General features: G+C 55.2%; 19 protein-coding genes and 1 pseudogene. 11 read left to right on the forward strand and 9 right to left on the reverse strand.

All coding sequences use genetic code 11. The features are described from left to right. Nucleotides 1-3 precede the first annotated feature (3 nt). The 3 genes from VHE34_RS03670 to VHE34_RS03680 form a co-directional block, all read right to left on the reverse strand. Nucleotides 4-816: a substrate-binding domain-containing protein gene (locus tag VHE34_RS03670; protein ID WP_325584699.1), complete on the reverse strand. Its 813-nt coding sequence runs from the start codon at nucleotides 814-816 to the stop codon at nucleotides 4-6. A 111-nt stretch (nucleotides 817-927) separates the two neighbouring features. Further along, the gene (locus tag VHE34_RS03675; protein WP_325584701.1) at nucleotides 928-1,977 is read right to left on the reverse strand and encodes a LacI family DNA-binding transcriptional regulator; all 1,050 of its coding nucleotides are present in this window, start codon (nucleotides 1,975-1,977) and stop codon (nucleotides 928-930) included. 11 nt (nucleotides 1,978-1,988) lie between these two features. Next, nucleotides 1,989-6,047, reverse strand: a complete 4,059-nt coding sequence (locus VHE34_RS03680; protein ID WP_325584703.1) for a hybrid sensor histidine kinase/response regulator transcription factor — start codon at nucleotides 6,045-6,047, stop codon at nucleotides 1,989-1,991. 114 nt (nucleotides 6,048-6,161) lie between these two features. On the opposite strand from VHE34_RS03680, the gene VHE34_RS03685 reads away from it, so the two are divergent. The 7 genes and pseudogenes from VHE34_RS03685 (at nucleotide 6,162) to VHE34_RS03710 (ending at nucleotide 18,095) form a co-directional block, all read left to right on the forward strand. Continuing rightward, entirely contained in the window at nucleotides 6,162-6,989 is an 828-nt protein-coding gene (locus tag VHE34_RS03685; protein ID WP_325584705.1) for a helix-turn-helix transcriptional regulator, read from the forward strand. A 248-nt stretch (nucleotides 6,990-7,237) separates the two neighbouring features. Beyond that, nucleotides 7,238-10,360, forward strand: coding sequence for a TonB-dependent receptor (locus VHE34_RS03690; protein WP_325584707.1), 3,123 nt, complete (start codon nucleotides 7,238-7,240; stop codon nucleotides 10,358-10,360). 31 nt (nucleotides 10,361-10,391) lie between these two features. Further along, complete coding sequence (locus tag VHE34_RS03695; protein ID WP_325584709.1) at nucleotides 10,392-11,915, forward strand: RagB/SusD family nutrient uptake outer membrane protein; 1,524 nt, start codon at nucleotides 10,392-10,394, stop codon at nucleotides 11,913-11,915. A 49-nt stretch (nucleotides 11,916-11,964) separates the two neighbouring features. Continuing rightward, complete coding sequence (locus VHE34_RS03700) at nucleotides 11,965-15,324, forward strand: VCBS repeat-containing protein (protein ID WP_325584711.1); 3,360 nt, start codon at nucleotides 11,965-11,967, stop codon at nucleotides 15,322-15,324. A gap of 4 nt (nucleotides 15,325-15,328) precedes the next feature. Then, nucleotides 15,329-17,542: an FG-GAP-like repeat-containing protein gene (locus VHE34_RS03705; RefSeq protein ID WP_325584713.1), complete on the forward strand. Its 2,214-nt coding sequence runs from the start codon at nucleotides 15,329-15,331 to the stop codon at nucleotides 17,540-17,542. 47 nt (nucleotides 17,543-17,589) lie between these two features. Continuing rightward, nucleotides 17,590-17,709 (forward strand): annotated as a pseudogene (locus tag VHE34_RS31090) (type II toxin-antitoxin system HicA family toxin); the annotation flags it as partial. A gap of 11 nt (nucleotides 17,710-17,720) precedes the next feature. Next, the gene (locus VHE34_RS03710; protein WP_325584715.1) at nucleotides 17,721-18,095 is read left to right on the forward strand and encodes a hypothetical protein; all 375 of its coding nucleotides are present in this window, start codon (nucleotides 17,721-17,723) and stop codon (nucleotides 18,093-18,095) included. A 48-nt stretch (nucleotides 18,096-18,143) separates the two neighbouring features. Here VHE34_RS03710 and VHE34_RS03715 read toward each other — a convergent pair whose 3' ends face one another. Then, complete coding sequence (locus VHE34_RS03715; protein WP_325584717.1) at nucleotides 18,144-18,506, reverse strand: VOC family protein; 363 nt, start codon at nucleotides 18,504-18,506, stop codon at nucleotides 18,144-18,146. Nucleotides 18,507-18,519: 13 nt separating this feature from the next. Continuing rightward, complete coding sequence (locus VHE34_RS03720) at nucleotides 18,520-18,945, reverse strand: VOC family protein (protein WP_325584720.1); 426 nt, start codon at nucleotides 18,943-18,945, stop codon at nucleotides 18,520-18,522. Nucleotides 18,946-19,072: 127 nt separating this feature from the next. Here VHE34_RS03720 and VHE34_RS03725 point away from each other — a divergent pair, with 127 nt between their 5' ends. Together VHE34_RS03725 and VHE34_RS03730 are read left to right on the forward strand one after the other, a co-directional pair. Next, nucleotides 19,073-19,318 (forward strand): hypothetical protein, encoded by a 246-nt coding sequence (locus VHE34_RS03725; RefSeq protein ID WP_325584722.1) that lies wholly within the window; start codon nucleotides 19,073-19,075, stop codon nucleotides 19,316-19,318. 247 nt (nucleotides 19,319-19,565) lie between these two features. Continuing rightward, nucleotides 19,566-19,991: a response regulator gene (locus tag VHE34_RS03730; protein WP_325584724.1), complete on the forward strand. Its 426-nt coding sequence runs from the start codon at nucleotides 19,566-19,568 to the stop codon at nucleotides 19,989-19,991. A 135-nt stretch (nucleotides 19,992-20,126) separates the two neighbouring features. Here the strand turns inward: VHE34_RS03730 and VHE34_RS03735 are convergent, their stop codons facing one another. Together VHE34_RS03735 and VHE34_RS03740 are read right to left on the reverse strand one after the other, a co-directional pair. After that, the gene (locus tag VHE34_RS03735; protein ID WP_325584726.1) at nucleotides 20,127-20,573 is read right to left on the reverse strand and encodes an SRPBCC family protein; all 447 of its coding nucleotides are present in this window, start codon (nucleotides 20,571-20,573) and stop codon (nucleotides 20,127-20,129) included. A 41-nt stretch (nucleotides 20,574-20,614) separates the two neighbouring features. Continuing rightward, a complete protein-coding gene (locus tag VHE34_RS03740; protein ID WP_325584728.1) occupies nucleotides 20,615-20,818 on the reverse strand; it encodes a hypothetical protein in 204 nt (67 codons plus the stop codon). Nucleotides 20,819-20,905: 87 nt separating this feature from the next. On the opposite strand from VHE34_RS03740, the gene VHE34_RS03745 reads away from it, so the two are divergent. Next, the gene (locus VHE34_RS03745; RefSeq protein WP_325584730.1) at nucleotides 20,906-21,319 is read left to right on the forward strand and encodes a helix-turn-helix domain-containing protein; all 414 of its coding nucleotides are present in this window, start codon (nucleotides 20,906-20,908) and stop codon (nucleotides 21,317-21,319) included. A 277-nt stretch (nucleotides 21,320-21,596) separates the two neighbouring features. Then, nucleotides 21,597-23,018, forward strand: a complete 1,422-nt coding sequence (locus VHE34_RS03750) for an AAA family ATPase (protein ID WP_325584732.1) — start codon at nucleotides 21,597-21,599, stop codon at nucleotides 23,016-23,018. A gap of 14 nt (nucleotides 23,019-23,032) precedes the next feature. Here VHE34_RS03750 and VHE34_RS03755 read toward each other — a convergent pair whose 3' ends face one another. Continuing rightward, nucleotides 23,033-23,929, reverse strand: a complete 897-nt coding sequence (locus VHE34_RS03755) for a helix-turn-helix domain-containing protein (protein ID WP_325584734.1) — start codon at nucleotides 23,927-23,929, stop codon at nucleotides 23,033-23,035. A gap of 49 nt (nucleotides 23,930-23,978) precedes the next feature. Continuing rightward, the gene (locus tag VHE34_RS03760; RefSeq protein WP_325584736.1) at nucleotides 23,979-24,746 is read right to left on the reverse strand and encodes an SDR family NAD(P)-dependent oxidoreductase; all 768 of its coding nucleotides are present in this window, start codon (nucleotides 24,744-24,746) and stop codon (nucleotides 23,979-23,981) included. Nucleotides 24,747-24,748 lie beyond the last annotated feature (2 nt).

Here is a 24,748-nt window from a genome sequence, read left to right on the forward strand (position 1 = left end):
TAGTCATGGCCAGGACACGACGTCAGGCCGGCCTCGAAGCGAAGAATGCCGGATGATCAAAGCCGGCGGTATAACGGTCACAGACTTCCGCCTCGCCGGCCGAAGGCCGGCCAACTGATCAAACAAAATAGCGGCAGCCGTTTTGCCCATCTCAAAACCCGGATAGTCGACAGTCGTCAACGCAGGAGTGATCATCCTGCCGGCGACGTCATTATTGAATCCCACAACGGCAACGTCCTCAGGCACCCGCACGCCGGCCCCGGCCAACGCATACACACAACCGACGGCCGCCCGGTCGTCCGTAATCACAAGACCATCGGGCATCGGATCCATCCGCACCACCCGCTCGGCCATGCTCGCTCCGCCCTCCGGTCCCGGGCCCCCCATGATCAATAGCCGCCCCGAACACCCCGGGCTCCATCGGCTCAGCGCATCCTGGTAACCCGCATACTGCAGTACGCCAGGCCCTCCTTTCAGCCCCGGCGTAACCAGGGCTATCCGCCTGCACCCCTGCCGGATCAGGTGCTCGGTTGCCAGGTACCCGCACCGCGCATCGTCGGTCTTCACCCCGCTCCGGCCAAAATAAATCACCGGTGTCCCGCTGTCACACAGCAGTCGCATATTGGCGACCTCCCTATCGGCGCTTTCCTGGGAATGAGTGATGATAATATCGTACCCGCGTTCGGCAACCACCTTCTGGATGCCCCTCAGCGCAGTGGAGATGAATGGACTGTCCAACCTGTCCACGACGATCCCGATAACTCTCTTTGTCTTGCGAACAGGACTGTAGACGGCAAGTTTTTTCGTATTGGGCATGCATTCGGCTTTCTTGCATATTCAATATAGCCGTTTAGCCCGAAGCCAGGACGTATGTAAAGGAGTTTTAGCGAAGAATGAGACGTTTTCGCCTGCCCTGATAAAAAAGGGTCATTTTGCGACCCGGCTTCCGGCCTTTAAGGAGGACTGCCGGATGACCAGGTCGGCTCTCAGGGTCATCGTGCTGATGTGCCCCATATCCGCCGCCCCCTGCAGATGTTTTACAAGGCTTCTGGCCGCCGTTTCGCCCATTTCCGTCCCGGGAAAGTTCACCGTGGTCAGCGCCGGCCTGATCAGTTTCCCGATGACCTCGTTATTGAATCCGACCACTGCAACGTCTTCCGGTACACGAAGACCATTATCCAGCAACACGCGTATACATACAGCCGCGGAAAGATCGCTCGAAACGAATACTCCGTCGGGAACAGGCCGCGATTGCATCAGCGCCCGCGCCGCCGCAGCCCCGCCTTCTTCCGTCGGCTCGGCGATCATTAGCAAAGAAGGGTCGGAGGGAAGGTCGTTTTCTTTCAGCGCGGCCAGGTACCCCTGGTACCGATCCGCATAAACCCGATGCTCAACCGGACCGGTAATATGAGCGATCCGGCGACACCCCTGTTCGATAAGATGCGATGTGGCCAGATGACCGCCTCGGATATTGTCGATGACCACCGAAGTACTCCCCGCAAGACGCATATCCCTGTCCAGGAAAATGACGGGGATCCCCTTTTCGATAAAGGGCATGAAATGATCGGTCCGGCCCCTTTCCATCGCCGGGAACGCAATGATGCCGTCCACCCGGCGGCCGAACAGATTTTGTGCAATCGAGATTTCTTTGTCTGCGCTCCCCCCGGAATCCATGATGATCATCCCATACCCCGCTTCATTGGCGACTTTCTCGATCCCCGACAACACGGATACCACGTTACCGCTGTTCAGCTCATCGACGATCACCCCGATCGCAAGCGATCGCTGCTGCTGCTGACGCAGACCCTTCGCGAATTGGTTCGATCGGTAGCCCATCCGGCCCGCCGCATCGGATACCTTCTTCCGGGTCTTTTTGCTGATCGCAGGATCGTCGTTCAGCGCCCTGCTCACCGTAGAGGGGGATAATTCCAGCTTCTCGGCAATATCGTAAATAGTTACATCCTTTGACTTATCCATATCATCGTCGGTTATATAGGGTTCTCCCTCCGTTTCCTTTTTTGAGCACTGTATTCCGAGGGCAGTATATTGAATTTTGCCTTAAAAGCCCTCGCAAAGTAATTGGGCGTGGTGAACCCGGTCTGGTAAGCCACCTCCGCAACGGTAAGATCGCTCTTTTCCAGCAGGATCGCCGCCTTCTCCAGTTTGAAACTTCGGATATACTCCACCGGCGTTTCCCCCGTTATCTCCAGTATCTTCCGGTACAGCGAACTCCTGCTCATCCCGACCTGCCTGCTGAGAAACTCTACGGACAACTGCGTGCTGAATATATTCTCTTCCAGGCAATGGGCGACGGATTGCAACAACCGCTCATCCTCGGTCTGCACTCCCGGCTCCGGCTGCACCAGTTTGATCTGCCGCGTATAAATGCTCTTCTGGTTCCGCCCCAGCTCGAGCAGGCTCCGCATCTTGGCATGCAAAACCTCGAAATTGAAAGGCTTGGTGATGTAGTCGTTGGCGCCCGTTTCCAATCCCTTCACCTGTTGCACCTCCCCCGTCACTGCCGTAAGCAGGATGATCGGCACATGACAGGTCCGCTTGTCGGCCTTCAGTTTCTTCGACAGCACGATGCCGTCCATCTGGGGCATACTGATATCGCTGACGATCAATTGCGGATGGGCGGCCAACGCTTTCTGCCAACCCTCATTCCCGTTCGCCGCCTCGATGATCCGGTAATTTCGCTTGAGATTGTCCTTCAGGTACCACCGGAAGTCCTCATTGTCCTCGACCAGCAGGATCGTCGGCATCTCCGTTTCCGGCGTCGTTTCCTCCGCCGCAACGCTCACAGCCTCCACCCCCTTCGCCGCACACGCAACGGGGACGGCCTCCGCCATCTCAAAGGGGATAAGAACAGTAAAGACGCTCCCCCGCCCAGGCTCACTCTCCACCCCGATAGTTCCCCCATGCATCCGGACAAACTCCTTCGTGATCGAAAGACCGATGCCCGTACCCTGGTTCAGCACCGCCTCCCCGGACGAATGCTGGAAGAACCGTTCAAAGATCCTTTCCATCATCTCGGCAGGTATCCCGATACCCGTATCCGCCACCCGGATCGCCACCCGGCTTTTCCCCGCCTCGTCCGGCTTCCCCGCCGCCTCCATCACAACCGAAATGCTCCCTTCCTCCAGGGTGAACTTGAAAGCATTCGAAAGCAGGTTGAACAGGATGCGTTCGATCTTATCATGGTCGAACAGCACGTCGAGCCGCTCGATAGTACTGGTAAAATCGAGCCGGATATGCTTTCTCCCCGACAGATCGGAAAAGGAATGCACCACATCTTTCACAAAGGACACCAAGTCCCCGGGCGTCACCAGCAATTTGAGCTCCTGCTCTTCCATTTTCCGGAAGTCCAGCAACTGGTTGACGAGGTTCATCAATCTCCCCGCATTCCGGCGGATCAAAGACAGCTTTTCTTTCGAACCGCTATCCTGTTGGCAGCCAAGCAGCTCATTCACCGGTCCCATGATCAGCGCAATCGGCGTCCTGAACTCATGGCTCAGATTGGTAAGGAACTTTAACTTCAAACGGTCAAGCTCCTGCGTCCGCCGCACCTCGGCGCGCTCCCGCTCCAGCTGGAATTTGTTCCTGATCCTCGCAATTCCCCGGTGGCGGCTATAAAATAAAAGCCCGCCCGCCGCCAGCACATAGAAAATATAAGCGTAAACGGTGCGCCAGAACGGTGGCTTTACATAAATGAGAATGGAGCGTTCCTCTGTACTCCAAAGCCCGTCGTTATTGCTCGCCTTCACGCGAAATCGGTATTGCCCGGGATCGAGATTCGTGTATCGGGCCGTATTCATGGCGCCGACATTCCAGTCTTTATCGACACCCTCCAACAGATAGGCATACTGATTTCGTTTGGGCAGGGTATAGTTCAGCGCGACAAAGCTCAGCGCAAAATTTTGCTTGTAATCAAGCCGGATCTCATGGGCAACGGAGATCTGCTCGGCAATGGGCGACCCGGCCCCCGCCTGCACGGACTTGTTGGCAATCTGCAGGTCGGTCAGCACGACGGCCGGCATATTCCGGTTGATCGTTAAATGGGCAGGGTCGAAATAGTTAAAACCTTCCACGCCGCCAAACAACAACTCGCCGTCCGAAAGCCGCACCCCCGCCCCATGCACAAAATTGTTATCCTGCAGGCCGTTGAGCCCGCTGAAGTTTCGAAAGGTCTTCGTGTCTGCCAAAAAGCAACTGAGCCCCGTATTCGTGCTGACCCAGATCCGGCCCCCGGCATCTTCCACTATCTGGTAGATCGTCGTGTTTTGCAGCCCGTCCTTTTCCGTGTAATTGATAAAATGCCCATCGCTCCTGTCGAACACGCTCAGCCCGCCTCCATACGTCCCCACCCACATCCGGCCCCGGCTGTCGCAATGCAGCGAATGCACCTTGTCGAACGGCAGCCGGCTATTGCCCTGGTTATAGAAGGTAAAATGATTGTCCCCCGGCCGGAGCACCGCCAGCCCGCCGCCATGGGTGCCGATCCAGATGTTCCCGTCCCTATCCTCTTCCAGCGCCCGGATATAACCGTTCACCGGCAACAGGATATCACGGCTGGTCATCGGCGACGGCGTATACCGGGCGACGACCCGCTCATTCTCCAGGACATTTACCCCCTCCCCATTCGTACCCGCCCATATCCGGCCCTCTCTGTCTTCCAGCATACTGTATATTTCGTTTCCGCTCAAAGCCGTACTAAGCCTCCTGATCCGTCCCGTCGCCGTATCCATCACGATTAACCCCTCTCCCAATGTGCCGATATACAACTGGCCGCTCCGGGCCTGGAGCAAGGAAAGCACCGTCAGCCTGTTCACCGGCAAAAAAACCCGTTTTATCTTCCCGCTCACCCTGTCAAAGCTGTACAGCCCGCCCCCATCCGTGCCGACCCACACCTTCCCATCCCGCCGCTCGGCAAAAGAGGTCACGATAGGACTCCTGTTGCCTCCTCCGGGAAAAGCATCCCCCGACTTCAGATCGAAAAGGTTCAGGTTTTTATCGAATTTATCGACCCCGCCCAGGTCGGTGCCCAGCCAGCAAATGCCCTCCCGGTCGATATAGATGCTCTTTATCGTCTTGCTCGTCAACCCGTGCGCATTCCCATCCGGGAGATAGGTCGACACGGATCCGGATTTCACATCCAGCACATGAAGCCCCTCCATCGTCCCGATCCACAGCTTGCCGTCCCCGTCCGGCACGATCGCATTGATGGCCGTTTCACCCAGCGCCTTGTTGCGGGGATCCATTTTCCGGTAAGGGGTAAAATCTCCCTCCCGCGATTGCATCACACACAGCCCCTGCGTCGTACCCACCCATAGCTGCCCCGACCCGTCCTCGGCGATCACCTTCACATGATCGTGCACAAGACTGGCGTCATCACCCGGCCTATGCCGGAATGGCCGGAAACGGCGCGCGGCGGGTTGATAAAGGAATAGCCCACTGTCCGTACCAACCCAGACCCTGCCCCTGCTGTCTGCAAATACACACTCCAGCGCGACGCGATGCGCGGCTCCCGCAGTATACCCGAGATCCATCTTTGTCAGCGTCCCCGACAAAGCATCCAGCACATAGGGAGATTCGAACTGCGCGATCCAGATCTTTCCCCGCCCATCGCTGCAGATGCCCCGTATAACGGCATTCGGCACCAGGCCCGACGTATCACCCGGCCGGGGATAGGAAAGAAACCGGTCCTTTTTCCGGTCGTACAGGCTGATGGCGCCACCGCTGGTTCCTACCCACAGATTGCCCCCGCTGTCCTCATGCAACGCCAGGATCTCATTGGCGCGGAGACTGTTGCTGTCGCCCGGAATATGCCGGTAGACCGTAAAATTAGTACCGTCGAACCGGTTGAGACCGTCATCGGTGGCAAACCACATCCATCCGTATCGATCCTTTAAAATGGCATTTACCGTGTTGGAAAGCAGGCCGTCCTTTGAGGTCAGCGACGAAAAGGTCAGATGCGCACCCTGCCCGCGGCCGGCAACGGTCAGTTGGACAAAAAATAGAAATGCTATGCTGGTCTTGACCGCCATGTTGTCGCCGGTTGAAGCAAGTTAATCGAATATAAGGAAATTAAACATTTGTGCTATACATTTCAACAAATCGCGCATATCTAACTGGCTGTTAACTATAGATTTGTCCGAACTATGATTGCTCCCGCCACCACCGGATCCATGGACTCCGCCATCCCTGCCATGGGATTGACATCCACCCAAAACGTCGTATTGCTCCACTGCGATAAAGCGATGACGGACCGGCTCGCACAATACCTCGGCGACAACTACCCTCTACAGTCCGCAAGAAGCGAACGGCATCTCCTGGCGATGCTCGAAGAACAGGCCCTGCCCCTGGTCATCATCAACGCGACATCGGGATACCGCCGGGAAAGTATTGACATCTGCTCGCGGCTGAAAGCCTCACCCAGCTTTGCCCCCGCCCTGGTGATCATCCTCATCCCAGCCAACGACCCATCCGCCAGGCTCGCCTGCCTCGAGTCCGGCGCCGACGCCTGGCTCGAACGGCCCCTTTCTCCTGACCACCTGAGGGCGCAATTGGGCGCCCTGCTGGCCAACAGACGCCGCCTCAAAACCTGGTTCACCCGGTCCCCCAGGTCCCATTTACTGCCTGTACCCGGCGCCGTTAACAACCACTCCTTTCTCGACAGGCTGCACGACATCATTCTCGGCCGCCTCCACGATACCACCCTGGATGTCGGCGCAATGGCCAAACTGATGCACGTAAGCCGGCCTACACTGTACCGAAAGATCAGATCTCTCTCCGATCATACCCCAAACGAATGGATAACCGCCATCAGGCTGAATAAAGCAGCCGAACTCCTGTCCGCCGGCGACGGCAAGGTCATGGAGATCGCCGTAAAGGTGGGATTTCATTCCCGGAGCAACTTCGGAAAGGCATTCCTGAAGCATTTCGGTATGACCCCAATGGAATACCGGCGCACCGTATCCGAAAGCTAAAAATAAGCGTTTTTATGCATCCGTTTGCAATTTTTTGCACTATTTAGCAGAATTAATGCAACAAGATTTAAACATATAAAATATTGCATAACAACTTAAAAGAAATTCTTATAAAATATATATAATATTCCCTACACAGAAATGGAAAAAAGTTCGACATCTTTATGCAATCGGTTGAAACTATTTTCCTTTAACTTAGCACAAGATTTCATTCGAACCATTCACCATTAACTACACAATTGTTGCTTATGAAAAGTTCCCACTCAGCCATTCGAAGGCTCCCAAAGAGCTGCTTTTCTCTCATCGTATTCATGTTCCTCGCCTCGGGCGTTTACGCCCAAACCCCCGTCAAAGGCAAACTCTTCGACAACACCGGCACCCCCCTCACCGGCGCCTCGGTCACCGTTAAAGGCACCACCCGCGGCACCAGCACGAACTCAGCCGGCGAATTCTCCATCAATGCCAGTTCCGGCGAAACACTGGAGATCTCGATGGTGGGCTACCAATCCGTCACCGTCAAACTGGATGCCAACACCGGGGAGATCAACCTGCGGCTCCAGCCAAAAAGCGGAGCGGTCGAAGAAATTATAGTCATCGGCTACGGTACCCAAAAACGCGCCTCGGTGACCGGAGCCATCTCCAGCGTCAACAGCAAAACGGTAAAAGAATTGCCCGTCGCAAGCGTCGCCCAGGCATTACAGGGCCGGGTCACCGGCCTGCAGGTGACCAACAACGGCAGTCCCGGCACCGATCCCATCGTTCGGATCCGGGGTATCAGCTCCATCTCCTATGCGTCTAACCCCCTCTATGTAATAGACGGCCTCCCGACCGGCGACCTCTCTACGATCGACACCCGCGATATCGAGTCGGTGGACGTGCTCAAAGACGCATCCGCCGCCGCCATCTACGGTTCCCGCGCCACCAACGGGGTCATCATGATCACCACCAAAAAAGGCGTCCGCAGCGGTAAGATCCGGGTAACCCTCGATTCCTACGCCGGCACCCAAAACGTCACAAAAAGACTCGACCTCCTCAACACCCAGCAGTTCCAGCAATATTCCCTCGCCTACAACGGGGCCAATGTACCCCGGTTGACGGCTCCCTGGGTAAACACGCCGATCTACAACGGCGCCTCGAAGACCTACGGCCAGACCAATACCGACTGGCAGGACGCCTATTTCAAATCCGGCGTAATGACCCAGCATAATATCGCCCTCAGCGGCGGCAGCGACGTATCCCGCTTCTATGCATCGGCCGGCTATTTCGACCAGACGGGGATCGCTCCCACGGTTGAATACAAACGCTTCAATTTCCGCATCAATTCGGAACACAACATCAGCAAGGTCTTCAACTTCGGCGAAAATCTCTATATCGCCAACGGCGAGCAATTTTATGATAACAACGAGACCGGTTCAAGAACAAACCTGGTGAACGTCATCCGGATCATGCCCCACATGCCCGTCTATGATCCGACGACCTCCGATGGGTTCAGAGGCGTCAACTCCGTGCTGGACGGCGGCGACCCGACCAACCCCGTAGAAGATGCAAAAGTGAAGAACCCGGGCAACAGGACCACGCTGAAGATCCTCGGTTCTGCCTATGCGGAGATTAACTTCACCCGGTGGTTGAAGTTCCGCTCCACCCTCGGCATCGACTACGCAAACGGCCTGGATTATCGGTTCACCCCCATATTCAACGACAGCGGAACCGTCGCCGGCTCCAGCGCCATCCTGGCAGGCATCACCAACAACCGTACGGTATCCACCGTTCAGGTATACACGCAGCAGCTGACGTTCGATAAAAGCTTTGGCGACCATCACCTGAACGCCGTGGCCGTATATGAATACCTGCAGCAAAAGGTACGAAACGAAAATGCCAGCGGCACCCAGCCCACCAACAGCGTCCAAACGCTCAACAACGCTTCCAACGTTTCCGTTCAGACGCTGAAGAGCGAGGGCGACCTGGTCTCTTATGTAGGCCGCCTCACCTACGACTATAAAGGCAAATACCTGGTAAGCGGCGCCATTCGCCGGGACGGTCTCTCCGTTTGGGCGCCGGGATTGAAATGGAAGGTCTTCCCCTCGGGAAGCGTCGGCTGGCGCCTCGACCAGGAACAATTCATGCAGGCGCAAACGACCGTCTCCGAGCTCAAACTGAGGGCGGGTTATGGCATCACCGGCCTCAACGGCTTCGCCCTGGGCTGGACACCCTGGCAGGCCAGCGTCAGCGCCAACAGCGCCTACTATCCCTTCGGAAATGTATTCACCGGCGGACCCGCTTCCTCCGTTCAGGCCCTTCCAAACCCGCAGCTCGAATGGGAGACGACAAAACAGCTGAATTTTGGCGTCGATCTGGGATTGCTGAACAACACGGTCACCCTGTCTGCCGAATATTTCCGGCGGACGACCGACAACCTGATCCTCCAGCTTCCCTTGCCCCCCTCGGTGGGCTATCTGACGCTCAACGTACCCGAGAACGTTGCCGCCATGACCAACAACGGCTTCGAACTCCAGGCCGGCTACACCAAACGCACCGGCGAATTCAGGTGGAACGTCAGCGGTCTGATCAGCTTCATCACCAACAAAGTGACAAGACTCGCTCCCGGGGTCAAAGGGATCGAAGCAGGCGCCGATGCAGATCTCAGCGAAGGCTACAACGTCACCAATACCGCCGTCGGCCACCCCATCCAATCGTTCTACGGCTGGCAGGTGGAAGGCATCTTCCGGGACTCGGCGGACGTAAAGAAACATGCCACCCAGGCCGCCGGCACCGGCCCCGGCGACCTTAAGTTCAAAGACAACGATGGCAACGGCGTCGTCGACGATAAAGACCGTGCCTTCCTCGGCAGCTTCATCCCCAAATTCACCTACTCCTTCAATTTAGGTGCGAACTATAAGAATTTCGATCTGTCGACATTCTTCCAGGGGGTACAGGGCAATAAGATCTACAACGCCACCCGCACCATCTCCGAAGGGATGATCCGCTTCTTCAACGCAAGCACAAAGGTCCTCGACGCCTGGACGCCGACCCATACCAATACCAGCGTCCCCCGCGCCATCTCCTCGGATCCCAATCAGAATGCCCGCCCCTCGACCCGCTTCCTCGAGGACGGCTCCTATCTCCGCCTGAAGAATGTCATGCTGGGCTATACCATACCCGACAAATCGCTTCAGACGATGACACATGGAGTGGTTAAAGGGTTCAGGATCTACGTCTCGGCACAAAATGTCTTCACCGTGACAAAATACACCGGCTTCGACCCCGAAGTGGGCAACAGGACGGTCAATACCTCGGCGCTGACCAACGGTATCGACGCCGCTGTCTATCCCCAGCCAAAGGCTTACCAGGTCGGCATCCAGGCCAATTTTTAGTAATTGAAGAAAACCTTGAAAATACAATAGTATGAAGCGATATATCAAAATAGTGCTGATGGCGACCACCCTCACTACAGCCGCCGTTATTGCGTGTAATAAACGATTGAATGTATTCGATCAGAACAATCCGACAACGGATAGCTACTTCAAGACGGCCGCAGAGCTCCGCAACGGGGTCAATGCGATTTATTCGACCTTGCACAGCGGCAATCTCGTGGGTCGCGAATGGTTCTTCACCCACGACATGCGCGGCGGCGAAACCGGCTCCGGCGGAGCCCAGCTCGAAGCCCCCCGGAACGAACTGTTGAAACAACCCTCGCCATCCCCCTCGAATTCCGTCATGACCAGCGTCTGGAACGGAACTTACCAGATGATCAACAGGGCCAACCTCGTCATCGCAAAAGCCCCCGGCGTCAAGGACGATCCCGCCGCAAGGGACGTGATCGTCGGCGAAGCCGAATTCCTGCGCGCCTGGGCCTACTTCGAGCTGGTATCCATGTGGGGCGACGTACCCCTGTACAAAGAGCCGGATACCCTTGCTACCGGTTATAAGGGCAAATCACCCGCTGCCGATGTCTACGCACTCATCATTGCCGACCTCAATGACGCCGCCGCCAAATTGCCCGCCGGCCATTCCACCGATGGCCGCGCTACAAGCGACGCCGCCAATTTCCTCCTCGGCAGAGTGGAAATGCAAAAAGGAGACTACAACGCCGCAAAAACAGCCCTGCTGAAGATCTACGGCAAATACACCCTGGTCGATAACTTCCTCGATAATTTCGATGGCGACGTCAAGGTAGGAGATAAGGTACAGGCCACCGGTCACGAATTCAATCCCGAATCGATCTTTGAGGTCGTCTTTATCGACAAGGGCGACAACAATTTCAACTGGGGCTACACAGGGGAAGGCGCCACCGCCGACGAAAGCATCATGCGCAGCCAGGAATATGGCGTCGTTTGGGGCAACGTGGTTCCCTCCGATGCAACGCTCAACGAATTCGAACCGGGCGATCCAAGGTACAAGTTCACCTTTTACGAGTCCGGCGACAGCATCCTCACCTACAATAGCACCAAAGTCGGCAAAGTACTGACGGAAAGCGGCATGAACGTCGCCGCCAGCACCCACAACGGCATCGTAAAAAGAAGGGTTTACCGCAAATACTCCGTTCTGGACTGGAACGACGACACCTTTCATCCCGATGGCTTGAACATGCGCGTCATGCGTTACGCCGAAGTCCTCCTCATGCTCGCCGAATGCGAAGCCGAGGTAGGCTCACCGGCCAAAGCCGCCGACTACATCAACGAGGTGCGCACCACCCGCAAAAGCGTCCAGATGCCCCCCGTCACCCTGACCGGTCACGACGACGCCATGAAAGCGGTCATGCACGAAAAGATGGTCGAAATGGCCGGCGAAGAAGTGAATAATATCGATATCCTCAGATGGCGCGCAAAGGGATACTATCCCTCCCTGCGTCCGGATCCAAAACCCGGCCAGGTCGCCCTGTTCCCGATCCCGGCAAGCGAAACCTCCGCGAACCCGCTGATCAAATAAACAAAAAGGAGGCCGCCCAACGGCCTCCTTTTTTCTTTATCTTTTCACCATGCCGTTATCTGCTTGCCCATACCTGCTCTGCACCTTGGTCATTTTTTTCGCCGCCTGCGGCGGCAAAAGCAAGGATAAACTCTTCACCCAACTACAACCCGGCGCCTCCGGCATCCACTTTCGCAACGACCTCGATGACGTCGACTCCTCCGTTTCCTTTATCAACGAATTCGGCTACATGGGCGGGGGAGTAGGCATCGGCGATTTCAACAACGACGGGCTAAAAGACATCTTCTTCACCGCTAACCAATCAACTTGCCGCCTCTACATCAACAAAGGCGACAACCATTTCGAGGATATCACCGAAAAAGCAGGCCTGTCGACAAACGTCTGGGCCACCGGCGTCAGCATCGTCGACATCAACAACGACGGCTACGACGACATCTATGTCTGCGTCCTCGGCAAAGATTTGCTCCACCCCGCCAAAAACCTCCTCTTCATCAACCAGCACAACCTCACCTTCAAAGAGGAAGCAGCCGAATACGGCCTGGACTTCTCCGGCTATTCCACCCAGGCGGTGTTCCTCGACTACGATCGCGACGGCGACCTCGATATGTATCTCGTCAACTACCTGCTGGGCGCCCACACCAACGCCGTCATCCCCATCAACCGCAGCGGCAGCTCACCGGCCAACGACCGGCTCTACCGCAACGAAGGCTTTTCAAAAGAAAAAGGCCACCCCATATTCACCGACGTCTCCCTCCAGGCCGGTATCAGGGAAGACGGCTACGGCCTCGGCGTCTCCGTCAGCGACTTCAACAACGACGGCTGGCCCGATATCTACGTAGCCAATGATTTCCTGTCCAATGATGATCTCTGGCTCAATAACCGCGACGGCACCTTCACAAACGTCATCGACCGCTCCCTCCGGCACTCCAGCTATTCCAGCATGGGCTCCGACGCCGCCGATATCAATAACGACGGGCTGCCCGATATCGTCACCCTCGACATGCTCCCCGAATACAACCGCCGGAAAAAAGAGTCCTTCTCCTTTATCAACTACGACCGCTATGAGGCGGAACGCAGGATGGGCTACTCCCCGGAATTCATGCGCAACATGCTCCAGCTGAACAACGGTTGCCTGAAAGCCGGCGACACAAGCATTCCCTGCTTCAGCGACATCGGCCAGCTGGCCGGTATCCAGGCCACCGACTGGTCCTGGAGCGTACTCATCGCCGACTTCGACAACGACGGCTGGAAGGACATCCACATCACCAACGGCATCGGGCGTGATTTTATCAACACCGATTTCCTCGAGTTCAGCAGCCGGATCTTCGGTAGCAACAAGACCCGCCCCGAACAGGAGGCTCTCATCCGCAAACGCCTCGCAGAGCTCGATCATGTCGATCTCCCCAATTACCTGTTCCTCAATCAACGCAACCTCACCTTCGCCGACATCTCCGCCCAGGCGGGCATCGACGAACCCTCCATGTCCAACGGAGCCGCCTACGTGGACCTCGACAATGACGGAGACCTCGACCTCGTCGTCAACAATATCAACAAAGAAGCGTTCGTATTCCTCAACAATACCGTGCAAAAAGGCAAAACCGCCCAATCGCATTTTCTAAGCCTCCGGCTCGCCGGCGACACCCTGAACCCCGAAGGCCTCGGCGCAAAGGTCTATGTTTACGCCGGCGGTAAAGCGCAGTTGCAGGAAGAGAATCCCGTTCGCGGTTATTTTTCTTCCGTAGACCGTCAACTGCTCTTTGGCCTCGGCCAAACCCGCCGCATCGACTCGGTCAAAGTCGTATGGCCCGATAGCAGTCTCCAAACCATCCGCCAACTCCCCGCCGACACTACGCTGACCCTCTCGTGGTGCAACGCCGCCAAAACAAAAGTTCCCGCCCCAATACCCACCCCTTCGCTCTTCACGGACATCACCTCCTCGATGGGCATCGCCTACCGCCACCGCGAAAGTCCCATCAACGATTTTGCCCTGCAACGGCTCCTGCCGCACAAATATTCCCAACTCGGCCCCTTTATCGCCACCGGCGACATCGACAACGACGGCACGACCGATTTTTTCGTCGGCGGCGCCTTCAATTCCTCCGGGAAGCTCTTCGTCCAGCAAAACAACGGGCCCTTCCGGTCAAAGAACCTGGTCGATAGCATCAAAATGGAGGAAGACATGGCCGCAACCTTCTTCGATGCCAACGGCGACGGCCACCTCGACCTCCTGGTCACCAACGGCGGTTTTCAATACGAGGAAGGCTCCACATACTATAAACCCCGCCTCTATCTCAATGATGGGAAAGGAAATTTCAGCCTCAGCAACACCGCCATCCCCGGCTCCGTTCGCACCATCGCCGGTTGCGTGGCCACCGCGGATATCGACGGCGACGGCGACCTCGACCTGTTCATCGGCGGACGGGTATCGAAGGAATACCCCCTCTCGCCCCGCAGCTATATCCTCCGCAACGATAAAGGGGTATTCACCGACGTCACCGCACAGGCCTGTCCCGCCTTGCAAAAGGCCGGCATGCTCACCACCGCCCTGTGGATGGATATCAATAATGACAAACAACCCGACCTCGTCCTGGCAGGGGAGTGGATGCCGGTCCGGTTCTTTATCAACGACCACGGCCGCCTGCACGAAGTGACGGACTCCGCCGCCCCCGCCAATATGCACGGCATGTGGCGGAGGCTGGTCGCCGCCGATATCGACAACGACGGTGACCTCGACCTGGTCGCCGGCAATCTCGGCCTCAATTGCGACTACCATGCCGGGCCGGGCGCCCCAATGCAACTGTTCGCCGCCGATATCGACGGCAACGGCCGCATCGACCCTATCCTGTTCTACTATATAAAGGACAGGGACGGCATCCGGCGATCATACCCCGCAGTTAGCCGGGGCCAGCTGGCAGCCCAGGTCCCCGCAATAAAGAAACGATTCCTGCTGAACGACGACTATGCCCGGGCCGGCTTCTCCGAACTTTTCCCCGGCAAGTCAAAAGCCGATGTCGCCGCCTTCTATTGCGACGAGACCCGAAGCTGCTGGCTCGAAAACCTCGGCAACGGCAAATTCATAAAGCACCCACTCCCGGTCGAAGCGCAATTCGCCCCCGTGAACGCGATCCTCTGCACCGACATCGATAAGGATGGGTACAACGATCTCCTGCTCGCGGGAAACGACTACCAGACCGACGTGATCACCGGCCGCTACGATGCATCCTATGGCTGCTTCCTTCGCGGCGGCCCAAACAAAACATTCACGGCCGTACCCCCCGCAAAAAGCGGATTCATCCTGAACGGGGACGTAAAGGATATGGCGCTTATCCGTCTGTCCAATGACCAACGCGTGATCCTTGCCGCCGTCAACGATGATAGCCTTCGGATGGTAAGGATCAACAAAAAATAAATCAATGCCCAACCGCCTTCCAGCCATACTGACGGTTCTTGCCCTCACCGCCTGCGGGCGCCACCCCCTGCCCAACCAGGAGATGATCGATCTCCTCAAGGTTGCGGCAAAAGCCGATCATAACCACGACAACGTTTTCTCACCGGAAGCCATGATCGAATACTGCGACTCCCTCCTCGGCCAGGATCCAAACCAGGATGCCAGGGACGAGGCCCTCAGCCGCAAGGCCAATGCCTTATTGCAACTCGGCGAGGAACAAAAGGCGATCGGCATCTTCCAGCAGATGCTCGACAAGATTCCCCTGGGCCTGATCGACCAACGCCAACGGGTGCTCAAGGATATGGCCATTGCCTACCTCCGCCTCGGCGACCGCATGAATTGCATCAACAAACACACCGCCGGCTCCTGCATCTTCCCCATCGCCGGCGACGGCGTACACCGGGATAAGAGGGGCGCCGAAAAGGCGATCGCCCTGTACAAAACGATATTGGCGAACAACCCCGGCGATCTGGAATCCCGGTGGCTCCTCAATATCGCCTATATGACCACCGGCGGTTATCCAACCGAAGTCCCGCCGCAATTTCTGCTGAAGGTAAAAGATGATGACACAGGGCGCCTCGTAAAGCCGTTCAGGAACGTGGCCATGAACATCGGGGTCAACTACAAATGCATCGCCGGCGGCAGCATCGTCGACGACTTCAACAATGACGGCTACGACGATATCGTACTCAGCAGCTGGTCCCTCACCGAACCCATGCGCTATTACCGCAACAATGCCGACGGCACGTTCACCGATGTCTCCGATTCCTCCGGCCTCGGCTACCTCACCGGCGGCCTGAATATTATCCAAACCGACTACAACAACGACGGCTACAAGGACATCTTCGTATTGCGCGGCGGCTGGAAGGGAAAATTCGGCAAGAACCCGAACTCCCTCTTACGCAACAACGGCGACGGCACTTTCACGGACGTTACAAAGGCCAGCGGCCTGCTGTCCTTCCATCCCTCCCAAACGGCCACCTGGGCCGACTTCAACAAAGACGGCTGGCTCGATTGTTTCATCGGCAACGAGACGACGCCAAACGAAGATCCGCATCCCTGTCAGCTGTTCATCAATAACAAGAATGGCACCTTCACCGACGTGGCGGCCAAGGCAGGCTGCGCGATCACCCAATTCGTAAAGGGCGTCACCTCCGCCGACTACGACAACGACGGGCTCCCCGATATCTTTCTTTCTACCCTCAACGGCAACAAGATCCTGCTCAGGAACGAATCCACCCGCAATGGACCCATAAAATTCAAAGACGTAAGCGAGCAGGCCGGGCTCACCCACAATCTGACCCGAACCTTCCCCACCTGGTTCTGGGACTATGACAACGATGGCTGGCCTGACATCCTGGTCTGCGGCTACGAGTTCACCCAATCCCTCTCTTACTACGCAGCGGCCGAAGCCACCCAGACCCCCATCGGCAACGCCGGAAAAGTATTCCTCTTCCGCAACAACCACGACGGCACATTTGAGGAGGTCTCCCAAAAAGTAGGACTGAACAGCATCGCATTCGCCATGGGCGCCAACTTCGGCGACATCGACAACGACGGGTACCTCGATTTCTATCTCGGCACCGGCAATCCCCAACTCAAATCCGCCGTGCCGAACAAGCTGTTCAAAAACCTGCAGGGCCAACGGTTCCTCGATGTCACCACTTCCGCCCGGGTGGGAAACATCCAGAAAGGCCACGGCGTATCCTTCGCCGACCTCGACAACGACGGCAACCAGGACATCTACATCAAAATGGGCGGCGCCTACACCGGCGACGCCTTCGAGAACTCCCTATATCTCAACCCCGGCCAGAATGGCAACCACTGGGTAGATCTCCGCCTGCATGGCGTCGTCTCCAACAAAGCCGCCATCGGCGCAAGGATAAAGGTGACCTTCCGGGAGAACGGTAAGGAACGCTCCGTCTTCAGAGACGTTAACTCCGGCGGCAGCTTCGGCTCTAACCCCCTCTGCCAGCACATCGGAATCGGCCAGGCCACCGCCATCGGGCGGCTCGAAATAAACTGGCCGGTCACCGGCAAAACACAGGTGTTCCAAAACCCGCCCATCGACACCCACCTGGACATCGTCGAAGGTGATAGCACACTCACCACCTATCGTCTCGCCCGCTTCGATTTCCGGTCCGGCGTGCACTCCCTGATCAGCTGCTCGCCTCGATAATTCATGACCTCAGCAGCATACGGACTACCTGATTCAGGCAGTCCGGAAGTCACATGATCATGGAGCATCCCAGGAAAAAAGGCCAAATCGTTTGCCCGGCCCATGGCAGCCAGGAAGTCGGCAAAGGATTAGAAAACAAGATTAAGAAAGACGCAGGTTTGCGATAAAACATTCGAGGATGAAAGTCACAATGATCGTAGAAAAAACGAAGACTGGTTTTTCGGCATACGCCGAAAAGTATCCGGTATACACCGTGGGAAAGTCTTTGGAAGAGCTCAAATCCAACATTCTGGAGGCCATCAATCTCTTCCTGCAAGGCTCGGATCGATCAGTTACTGAAAACGATCTGAAGATTTTACTGGATATGCCGCAGTTCTTCGAGTTTTATAAGGTGATCAATGCAAAAGCCCTATCCGAAAGAATTGGCATGAACCAAAGTCTGCTTGCCCAATACATCAAAGGCATTAAAAAGCCTTCTGCCATTCAGACCAACAGAATTCTAAAAGGCGTACAACAGGTCGGTCGCGAACTGGCAAGCGTGCAATTCCTGTAGAAGGCAGATATTCCGTGCTAAACTCAAATCCATTAATAGGGTACGACCTCAGTCGACGAAAGCAAGTACATATCCATCCAAATCCGCAACATAAAATTCCAACCCATAAGGCATCTTCCGCAAGGGCTGAACGATCTCCAAACCCGCACCATTCAACGCCTCATACAATTCCCCGACCCCGCCCATGGACAACACAAGATCCACATGTTCGGCAGTCGGTTTTTTTCTCCGGACATCCGCCACCTTCAAATGAAGGAAGAACCCATCCTTCCTTAGCGCCGCATAGAATCCCCCAAAAGTAAATTCCGTCTCGAACCCCAACCCATGATACCACTGCACCGCCCGTTCAAGGTCCGCTACCAGCAATACGGGGCTTAAATACTTGATTTTAAATTCGGCCGTAAAAGTCATATGAAAAGCTGCTTTATTGTTTCGCTATCCAGTCGCTGTACCTCGTCTCCTCCGGTACATCCGTCGGACTTTCAAAATGAAGGTGATAGTTGTCAGGGTCGGTCAGCCCTACATCCCACATATTATTTCCCACAAAGGGCTCGTCCGGCTTCAACCCCCTCCCAAGAAATTCCGTATACAACGCCAGCGCATCCACACATTGAAAGCAAAGCGCCACGCCAACTCCCTTCTCGGCCCCCGCGCGTGGATCATTCGCCCCGTACTCCTGTAACATCAACGCTGCCCCCTCCCGCTGCAGCCAGCACCAGGTAAGCTTCCCCCCAGGTTCCCAACTGTTCACCATCCGGAAACCCAAACCGTCGACATAAAAAGTCAGCGACCGCCGGATATCCGTCACCATAAAAAAAGGAACCACCTGCTGGATGTTTTGCCCCTCCATTATTTTATTTTTAACCAATAAGTTATCACTTTTTCCCGTCCAGCGAAGTTTTTTACGCATCCGACCCGGCAGACCGGGCAATCGACCCGGAAATCGGGATGGCACGATGTTTTAAGCAGGCAAGACAATGGATACCGAAAACTCATTCCCCCTCTCACTCGACTTCGAAGGAAAGCACTACGCCGGCACTATCACCCCCTCCGAAGAAAAAGGCTCTAACGGCGTCCCCGTCTACTTCCGCGTCACCCTCGGCGACACCCTCTTCGCCTACATCTGCTGCAGCGACAACGGCTGGATGGACCGCGACGGCAACAACGATCACAAAGGACTGATCAACGCCGTCGGAACCTACATCGCGGACTATTATGAATAGCCACGGAGGAGCAGAAGGACCCCGGACAACAGCCACGCATGATTTCGAAGGACACTCCGCGAAAAAAAGCCCCGGGTCCCTACAAACACGCATTCGAAATTTAGTGGAATACCCTTAGTCTTTCCGGCGCAATCTCCTATTTATTAGACTTCCACCCTGGACAATTCATAGAATAAGGCGGCAACAGCGTAAATTGTCCACCGCACCGGAGCCGCGCCGGCGCCAAACCCAATACCCTGAAACCCAAATGGAAAACCTAGACACCTTTGCGATCGCTTACCCCCTCGAGATCCTCGTCGCAGACAACGATCCCGCCGACCGCGCCGCCACCAGCCACATGCTGATCCAGTTCGGGTACAAACCTGACCAGGCCGCCTCCGCCGGCGACATCGCCCATACCACCGCGGAAAAAAAATACGACGTGATCCTCGTCGACGTCGGCATCCCCGGCCTCGAAACCATCCTCGACAGCCCCGAGCGGACCACCAACCTGAAACCCCTCTTCATCGCCATCGCCGGCGCCGCCACCAACAATTTCCGAACCGCCACTCTGGTCACCCGCATGGACAGCTACATCACCCGGCCTATGGACCAGGTCGAACTCTCCCTCCAACTGAAAGCCTGTTCAGTCCTCGCCGGGAAATGTTGCATCCGGATGAACGACCATTCCTAGGCAAGGTCCGAAGATTTACCCCTTCTTCTTCCACGCCCACGCACATCATCATGGGCTTCTCCTCCACATGGCGCAGACCCGCCAACTGCCTCCGGATCCTGTCCGCTAATTTTTCGCTGTAAGACATACGGCAACTTATTTTGATTCAACATAGGTTTTCAACCCCGATAGGAATTTCTTTATGCCGGCATCCGATTGCTTTCTGATCATCAGCCCGTCCATCAGCCGCCCCAGCAACCCGAATTTTACCCGGTATTCCATCACCTGCTTCACCTTGATCAGGCTCCCAACCCGCTCAAAGCTGTAGGTATGAGAAAGTCGGTCTATGGGAAAAGAACAGGCCGTCAACTCATACGTAAGGGTTTCATTAGGCACCCAGACGGTCACCTTTTCCTCGAACCAGTTCTTACCATCCTTCATCTCTACCTTGCGCGCCGCCCCCTCGCCCCACCTGGCCTCGGTCAGCGCCGTAGATTTTCGGACGGTCGGATCATATTGCTCCAATTCTTCAACAGCCGACAAAGAGATCCAGATCTTTCCGATCGGCGCGTCGATGAGTATTTCATTGTGTAAGATAGCCATAGTCAGGAACGATTTTCGGTGAGTGCCCATCAACCCATTCATCATCCGCGCAACAAAATGCGCCGGCCGGTAATAGGTCTCTCCACCTCGCAGGTCCTCGTTCCATACAGTTCATTCATCCTACCGGAGGCCTTCACAACACCCGGGTTGATTGTCGGAAGAAGCGCGATATCGGTTACAGCCGCCCAAATGCTGGCGGCGGGCGCATGGACCGTGACCTCATCCCGGGCTTGTAAGCGGCTCATTCGCAGTTGATTTTATATGTTACTTGCAATTTGCAAGCATAAAAATAGAAAATTACTTGTATTTTGCAAGTGAAACAAGCAGTTTATTTGAAGCGCAAAAAAATAACCTATCGATCGGATTGCCCGATCAGTACCGCCCTCGACATCTTCGGTGACAAATGGTCCCTGCTGATCATCCGCGATATGTTGTTCAAAGGAAAGAATACCTATGGGGAATTTCTCAAAGGCGGCGAGAATATCGCCACCAATATCCTCGCCGATCGGCTCGCCCTGCTCGAAGCCGGGGGAATAATATCCAAAACAGCCCATCCCGGCAGCAAGACCAAAGTTCTGTACAAGCTCACTCCCAAAGGAATCGATTTGGCGCCCCTCATGGTAGAAATGATCGCCTGGAGCGAAAAATATCATCAGGTCCATCCAGAGGCTATCGCCTTCGCCAAAGAGATCAAAAAAGACAAAGCAGCCGTCCTCGCCCGGTTCTCCACAACGCCAAAAACTTGACCCGACGGCTGCATGCGATCCATCTAAAGACATCCGAAATCTCCACCCCGCCCGACACCCGCACCCCGCCCCAACGCCCCCCACCCATCATCCGCCCCGATAACCTGCCCCGACACCCGCATCCCGCCCCAACGCTTTCCGCGTCTCCACCACTGCTAACTTTTTGCGTCAAACTAGCGCTAAGACCCCTATTCTACCAACTTACCGCTATTTATCCACCCCTACTTGGCGCTAAGTTATAAATTTACTATACTTGCCGCTGATTATAACTATCAAAATGGAAGCGATCGTCGGCCGCAAGGAAGAGCAAGTTATTCTTAATCAACTACTTGAGAGTGAAAAGTCCGAATTCCTGGCAGTATACGGCCGAAGAAGGGTGGGCAAAACCTTCCTTTTGCGTCAAGTGTACAATACCCATATTGCATTTCAAATGACCGGCATTGCCAGGGCCAACACATCTCAACAACTGGCCAATTTCTTTTCTGTACTGAAAGAATTGGATATTGGGATTAATCCTGTCGATCGTCCAAAGAATTGGTTTGATGCATTTGCCCTCCTCAGAAACTATCTCCAAAGATTAGATGCATCGAAAAAAGTCATCTTCTTCGATGAATTGCCTTGGATCGACACGCCACGATCTAATTTCCTTTCGGCTCTTGAACACTTTTGGAATTCCTGGGCTTCCGGCCGCTCCGACATTCTTCTGGTAGTCTGTGGCTCCGCAGCATCCTGGATGATAAACAAAGTGATCAATAACCGAGGGGGCCTCTACAATAGAGTCACCCAAAGAATTCGCTTGCTGCCTTTTACGCTTCAGGAGACAGAGAATTACTTTCAAGTCCACCAGATCGGATTGGATAGATATCAGATACTCCAGCTTTATATGGTGCTCGGCGGGATACCTTTTTATTTGAGTGAGATCAGACCTGGGTACAGTGCTTTCCAGGAAATCGATCGCCTGGCCTTTGCAAAGCACGGATTGCTGAAATTGGAATACGACAACCTCTATCGTTCGTTATTCAATCATGCCGAAAAACACGTAACGATCGTCGAAGCACTCGCTTCCAGACCAAAGGGTCTTGGCCGGGAAGAGATCGTAAGACTAAGTAAAATCAACGATGGAGGAACGCTTACAACGATTCTTCGGGAATTGGAGGAAAGCGGATTTATCAGCAAAAGCGTCCCTTTTGGAAAGAAGATCAGGGATAGCATTTTCAGGCTTTCTGATCAATACTCTCTATTCTATTTGAAATTCATCAAGGACCAAAAAATTACTGGAGAAGGTATGTGGCTAAGCCGAATCGATAGTCCCGCATGGCGGGCTTGGAGTGGCTACGCGTACGAAAGCATTTGCCTGCAACACATAACCGCCATCAAAAGAAAACTAGGAATAAATGGCGTATATACCGAGGAATCGTCATGGGTCGATAAAGACCGGCAGGTTCAGATTGATCTTTTAATAGATAGACGAGACCACGTAATTAATCTTTGTGAGGTAAAATTCACGCAAGAGCCCTTCATACTGACCAAAGGGCACAAAGAAGAGCTTGAAAAAAAGGTATTCACCTTCAAAAACGAGACCCAGACACGGAAAGCCGTATTTCCAACCCTTATAACGACTTTTGGGTCAAAGGACAATATTCATTCCCTCGGATTCATACAAAATACGATTACCATGAATGATTTGTTCGAGGGTTAATCGCATCAATAGTCCTACCCCCGCCCCCGGAACGCCCTCGGCGACACTCCCGCCTTATTCTTAAAAAGTTTCGTAAAATGTGAAGGATGCTCAAACCCCAGCTCATACGCAATCTCGCTCACCGCCTTCTCTGTCCCCCACAACAACGCCTTGGCCTTATCCACCAGTTTCAAATGAATATGCTCCTGCGTCGTCTTCCCCGTATACTTATTTAACACCTCCGATAAATAGTTCGGCGACAAATTCAACCGCGACGCAAAATACTTCACGTCCGGCAACCCCACCTCCACAAGCGTCTCCTGCCCAAAGTAATCCGCCAACAGTCGCTCGAACTGCTGCACGATATCCCGGCTCACACCCGCCCTGGTCAAAAACTGCCGGTCATAAAACCGCACGCAATAATCGAAGAACAACTCCAAATTCCGCAGAATGAGATTATAGGAATGTTGATCCAGGTTCAAAGCGATCTCCCGCTGAACATGCTCCACGCAATCCTCCAGGACATCCTTCTCCGCCTCCGAAATATGCAACGCCTCATGCGTATCATACCCCCAGAAAGGGAATTGGGTCAACGGATGCCCCCGCGGGTTGGCATTCAAAAAGTCCGGATGAATATAGATTCCCCATCCCTCGACGATCAGCGAATCGATATCCGGTGAAATGACTTGGTTGGGCGCCGTGAACACCAGCGAACCCTCCCCAAAATCATACGTCGTCCGCCCATACCGGAACACGCCCTTCAGCTTCTTACACGAAACGGCAAACAAGTCCAACCGGTACAAGTCCCCCGCCTCCCGGTGACTCCGGTCGACTGCCGCCAAATCAACCACCGAGATCTGCGGATGCACCGGCTTCCCGATCCGGAAGAATTCATGCAGTTCCGTGATCCCTCGTATATCCACATATTTCATGATGCAAAATTAGCCTTTATCCCCTCGCCCCCACACCCCATTCCGCCAATTACAACCCAATCCCCCCGCCAACCTCGATCCGCTGCGCATTCACAAACCGGCTATCATCCGACAACATCCCCGCCACAAACAACCCCACATCTTCCGCCTCCCCAAGCCTTCCCAACGCCGTCGCCGCGGCTATCTGCTGCTTATGCGCATCATCCCCCTTGCCCCCGCCAAAATCGGTATCAATAGCCCCCGGCGCCACGACATTGAACCGCAGTTTCCGCCCCGCATATTCCTTCGCAAAATACCGCGTCAGCGTTTCCAACCCCGCCTTCAACGCCCCATACACCGCCACGCCCGGGAACGTCAACCGCGCCAGCCCCGACGAAATATTGATCACCTGCCCCCCATCCGCCAACAAAGGCAGCAGCTTCTTTGTCAAAAAGAAAACCCCCTTGAAATTCACATCCACCAGCTGGTCGAAGATTTCCTCCGTCGTATCGGCGATCAACGACCGTTGCGCGATCCCCGCATTATTCACCAGGTAGTCGAACCGGTCCCGGCCCCACTCAGCCCGCAAAACGGCCGCAACCCGGCCCGCAAAGTCGTCAAACGTCCCCACCCGGGCCGAATCCAGTTGCAACGCCATAGCCTTCCCGCCGAGAGCGCGAATGGCCGCAACCACCCCCTCTGCCTCCGCCACGCGGCTATTATAAGTAAGAATGATCCCAACTCCACGTTGCGCCGCATTCAACGCAATACTCCTGCCGATCCCCCGGCTCCCGCCGGTCACAAGGGCAATCCTGCCCGATTGATTCATTGTGCTCATAA

Origin of the sequence: Puia sp. (assembly GCF_035546395.1) — a bacterium.
Lineage (GTDB): Bacteria > Bacteroidota > Bacteroidia > Chitinophagales > Chitinophagaceae > Puia.

Excerpts from the sequence above, each read along its gene's own strand:
- VHE34_RS03700 (WP_325584711.1), top strand. The coding sequence starts at position 11,965 with ATGCCGTTATCTGCTTGCCCATACCTGCTCTGCACCTTGGTCATTTTT.
- VHE34_RS03725 (WP_325584722.1), top strand. The coding sequence starts at position 19,073 with ATGGATACCGAAAACTCATTCCCCCTCTCACTCGACTTCGAAGGAAAG.
- VHE34_RS03750 (WP_325584732.1), top strand. The coding sequence starts at position 21,597 with ATGGAAGCGATCGTCGGCCGCAAGGAAGAGCAAGTTATTCTTAATCAA.
- VHE34_RS03740 (WP_325584728.1), bottom strand. The coding sequence starts at position 20,818 with ATGAGCCGCTTACAAGCCCGGGATGAGGTCACGGTCCATGCGCCCGCC.
- VHE34_RS03680 (WP_325584703.1), bottom strand. The coding sequence starts at position 6,047 with ATGGCGGTCAAGACCAGCATAGCATTTCTATTTTTTGTCCAACTGACC.
- VHE34_RS03735 (WP_325584726.1), bottom strand. The coding sequence starts at position 20,573 with ATGGCTATCTTACACAATGAAATACTCATCGACGCGCCGATCGGAAAG.
- VHE34_RS03690 (WP_325584707.1), top strand. The coding sequence starts at position 7,238 with ATGAAAAGTTCCCACTCAGCCATTCGAAGGCTCCCAAAGAGCTGCTTT.
- VHE34_RS03730 (WP_325584724.1), top strand. The coding sequence starts at position 19,566 with ATGGAAAACCTAGACACCTTTGCGATCGCTTACCCCCTCGAGATCCTC.
- VHE34_RS03675 (WP_325584701.1), bottom strand. The coding sequence starts at position 1,977 with ATGGATAAGTCAAAGGATGTAACTATTTACGATATTGCCGAGAAGCTG.
- VHE34_RS03670 (WP_325584699.1), bottom strand. The coding sequence starts at position 816 with ATGCCCAATACGAAAAAACTTGCCGTCTACAGTCCTGTTCGCAAGACA.
- VHE34_RS03710 (WP_325584715.1), top strand. The coding sequence starts at position 17,721 with ATGAAAGTCACAATGATCGTAGAAAAAACGAAGACTGGTTTTTCGGCA.
- VHE34_RS03720 (WP_325584720.1), bottom strand. The coding sequence starts at position 18,945 with ATGGAGGGGCAAAACATCCAGCAGGTGGTTCCTTTTTTTATGGTGACG.
- VHE34_RS03760 (WP_325584736.1), bottom strand. The coding sequence starts at position 24,746 with ATGAGCACAATGAATCAATCGGGCAGGATTGCCCTTGTGACCGGCGGG.
- VHE34_RS03705 (WP_325584713.1), top strand. The coding sequence starts at position 15,329 with ATGCCCAACCGCCTTCCAGCCATACTGACGGTTCTTGCCCTCACCGCC.
- VHE34_RS03715 (WP_325584717.1), bottom strand. The coding sequence starts at position 18,506 with ATGACTTTTACGGCCGAATTTAAAATCAAGTATTTAAGCCCCGTATTG.
- VHE34_RS03695 (WP_325584709.1), top strand. The coding sequence starts at position 10,392 with ATGAAGCGATATATCAAAATAGTGCTGATGGCGACCACCCTCACTACA.
- VHE34_RS03755 (WP_325584734.1), bottom strand. The coding sequence starts at position 23,929 with ATGAAATATGTGGATATACGAGGGATCACGGAACTGCATGAATTCTTC.
- VHE34_RS03685 (WP_325584705.1), top strand. The coding sequence starts at position 6,162 with ATGATTGCTCCCGCCACCACCGGATCCATGGACTCCGCCATCCCTGCC.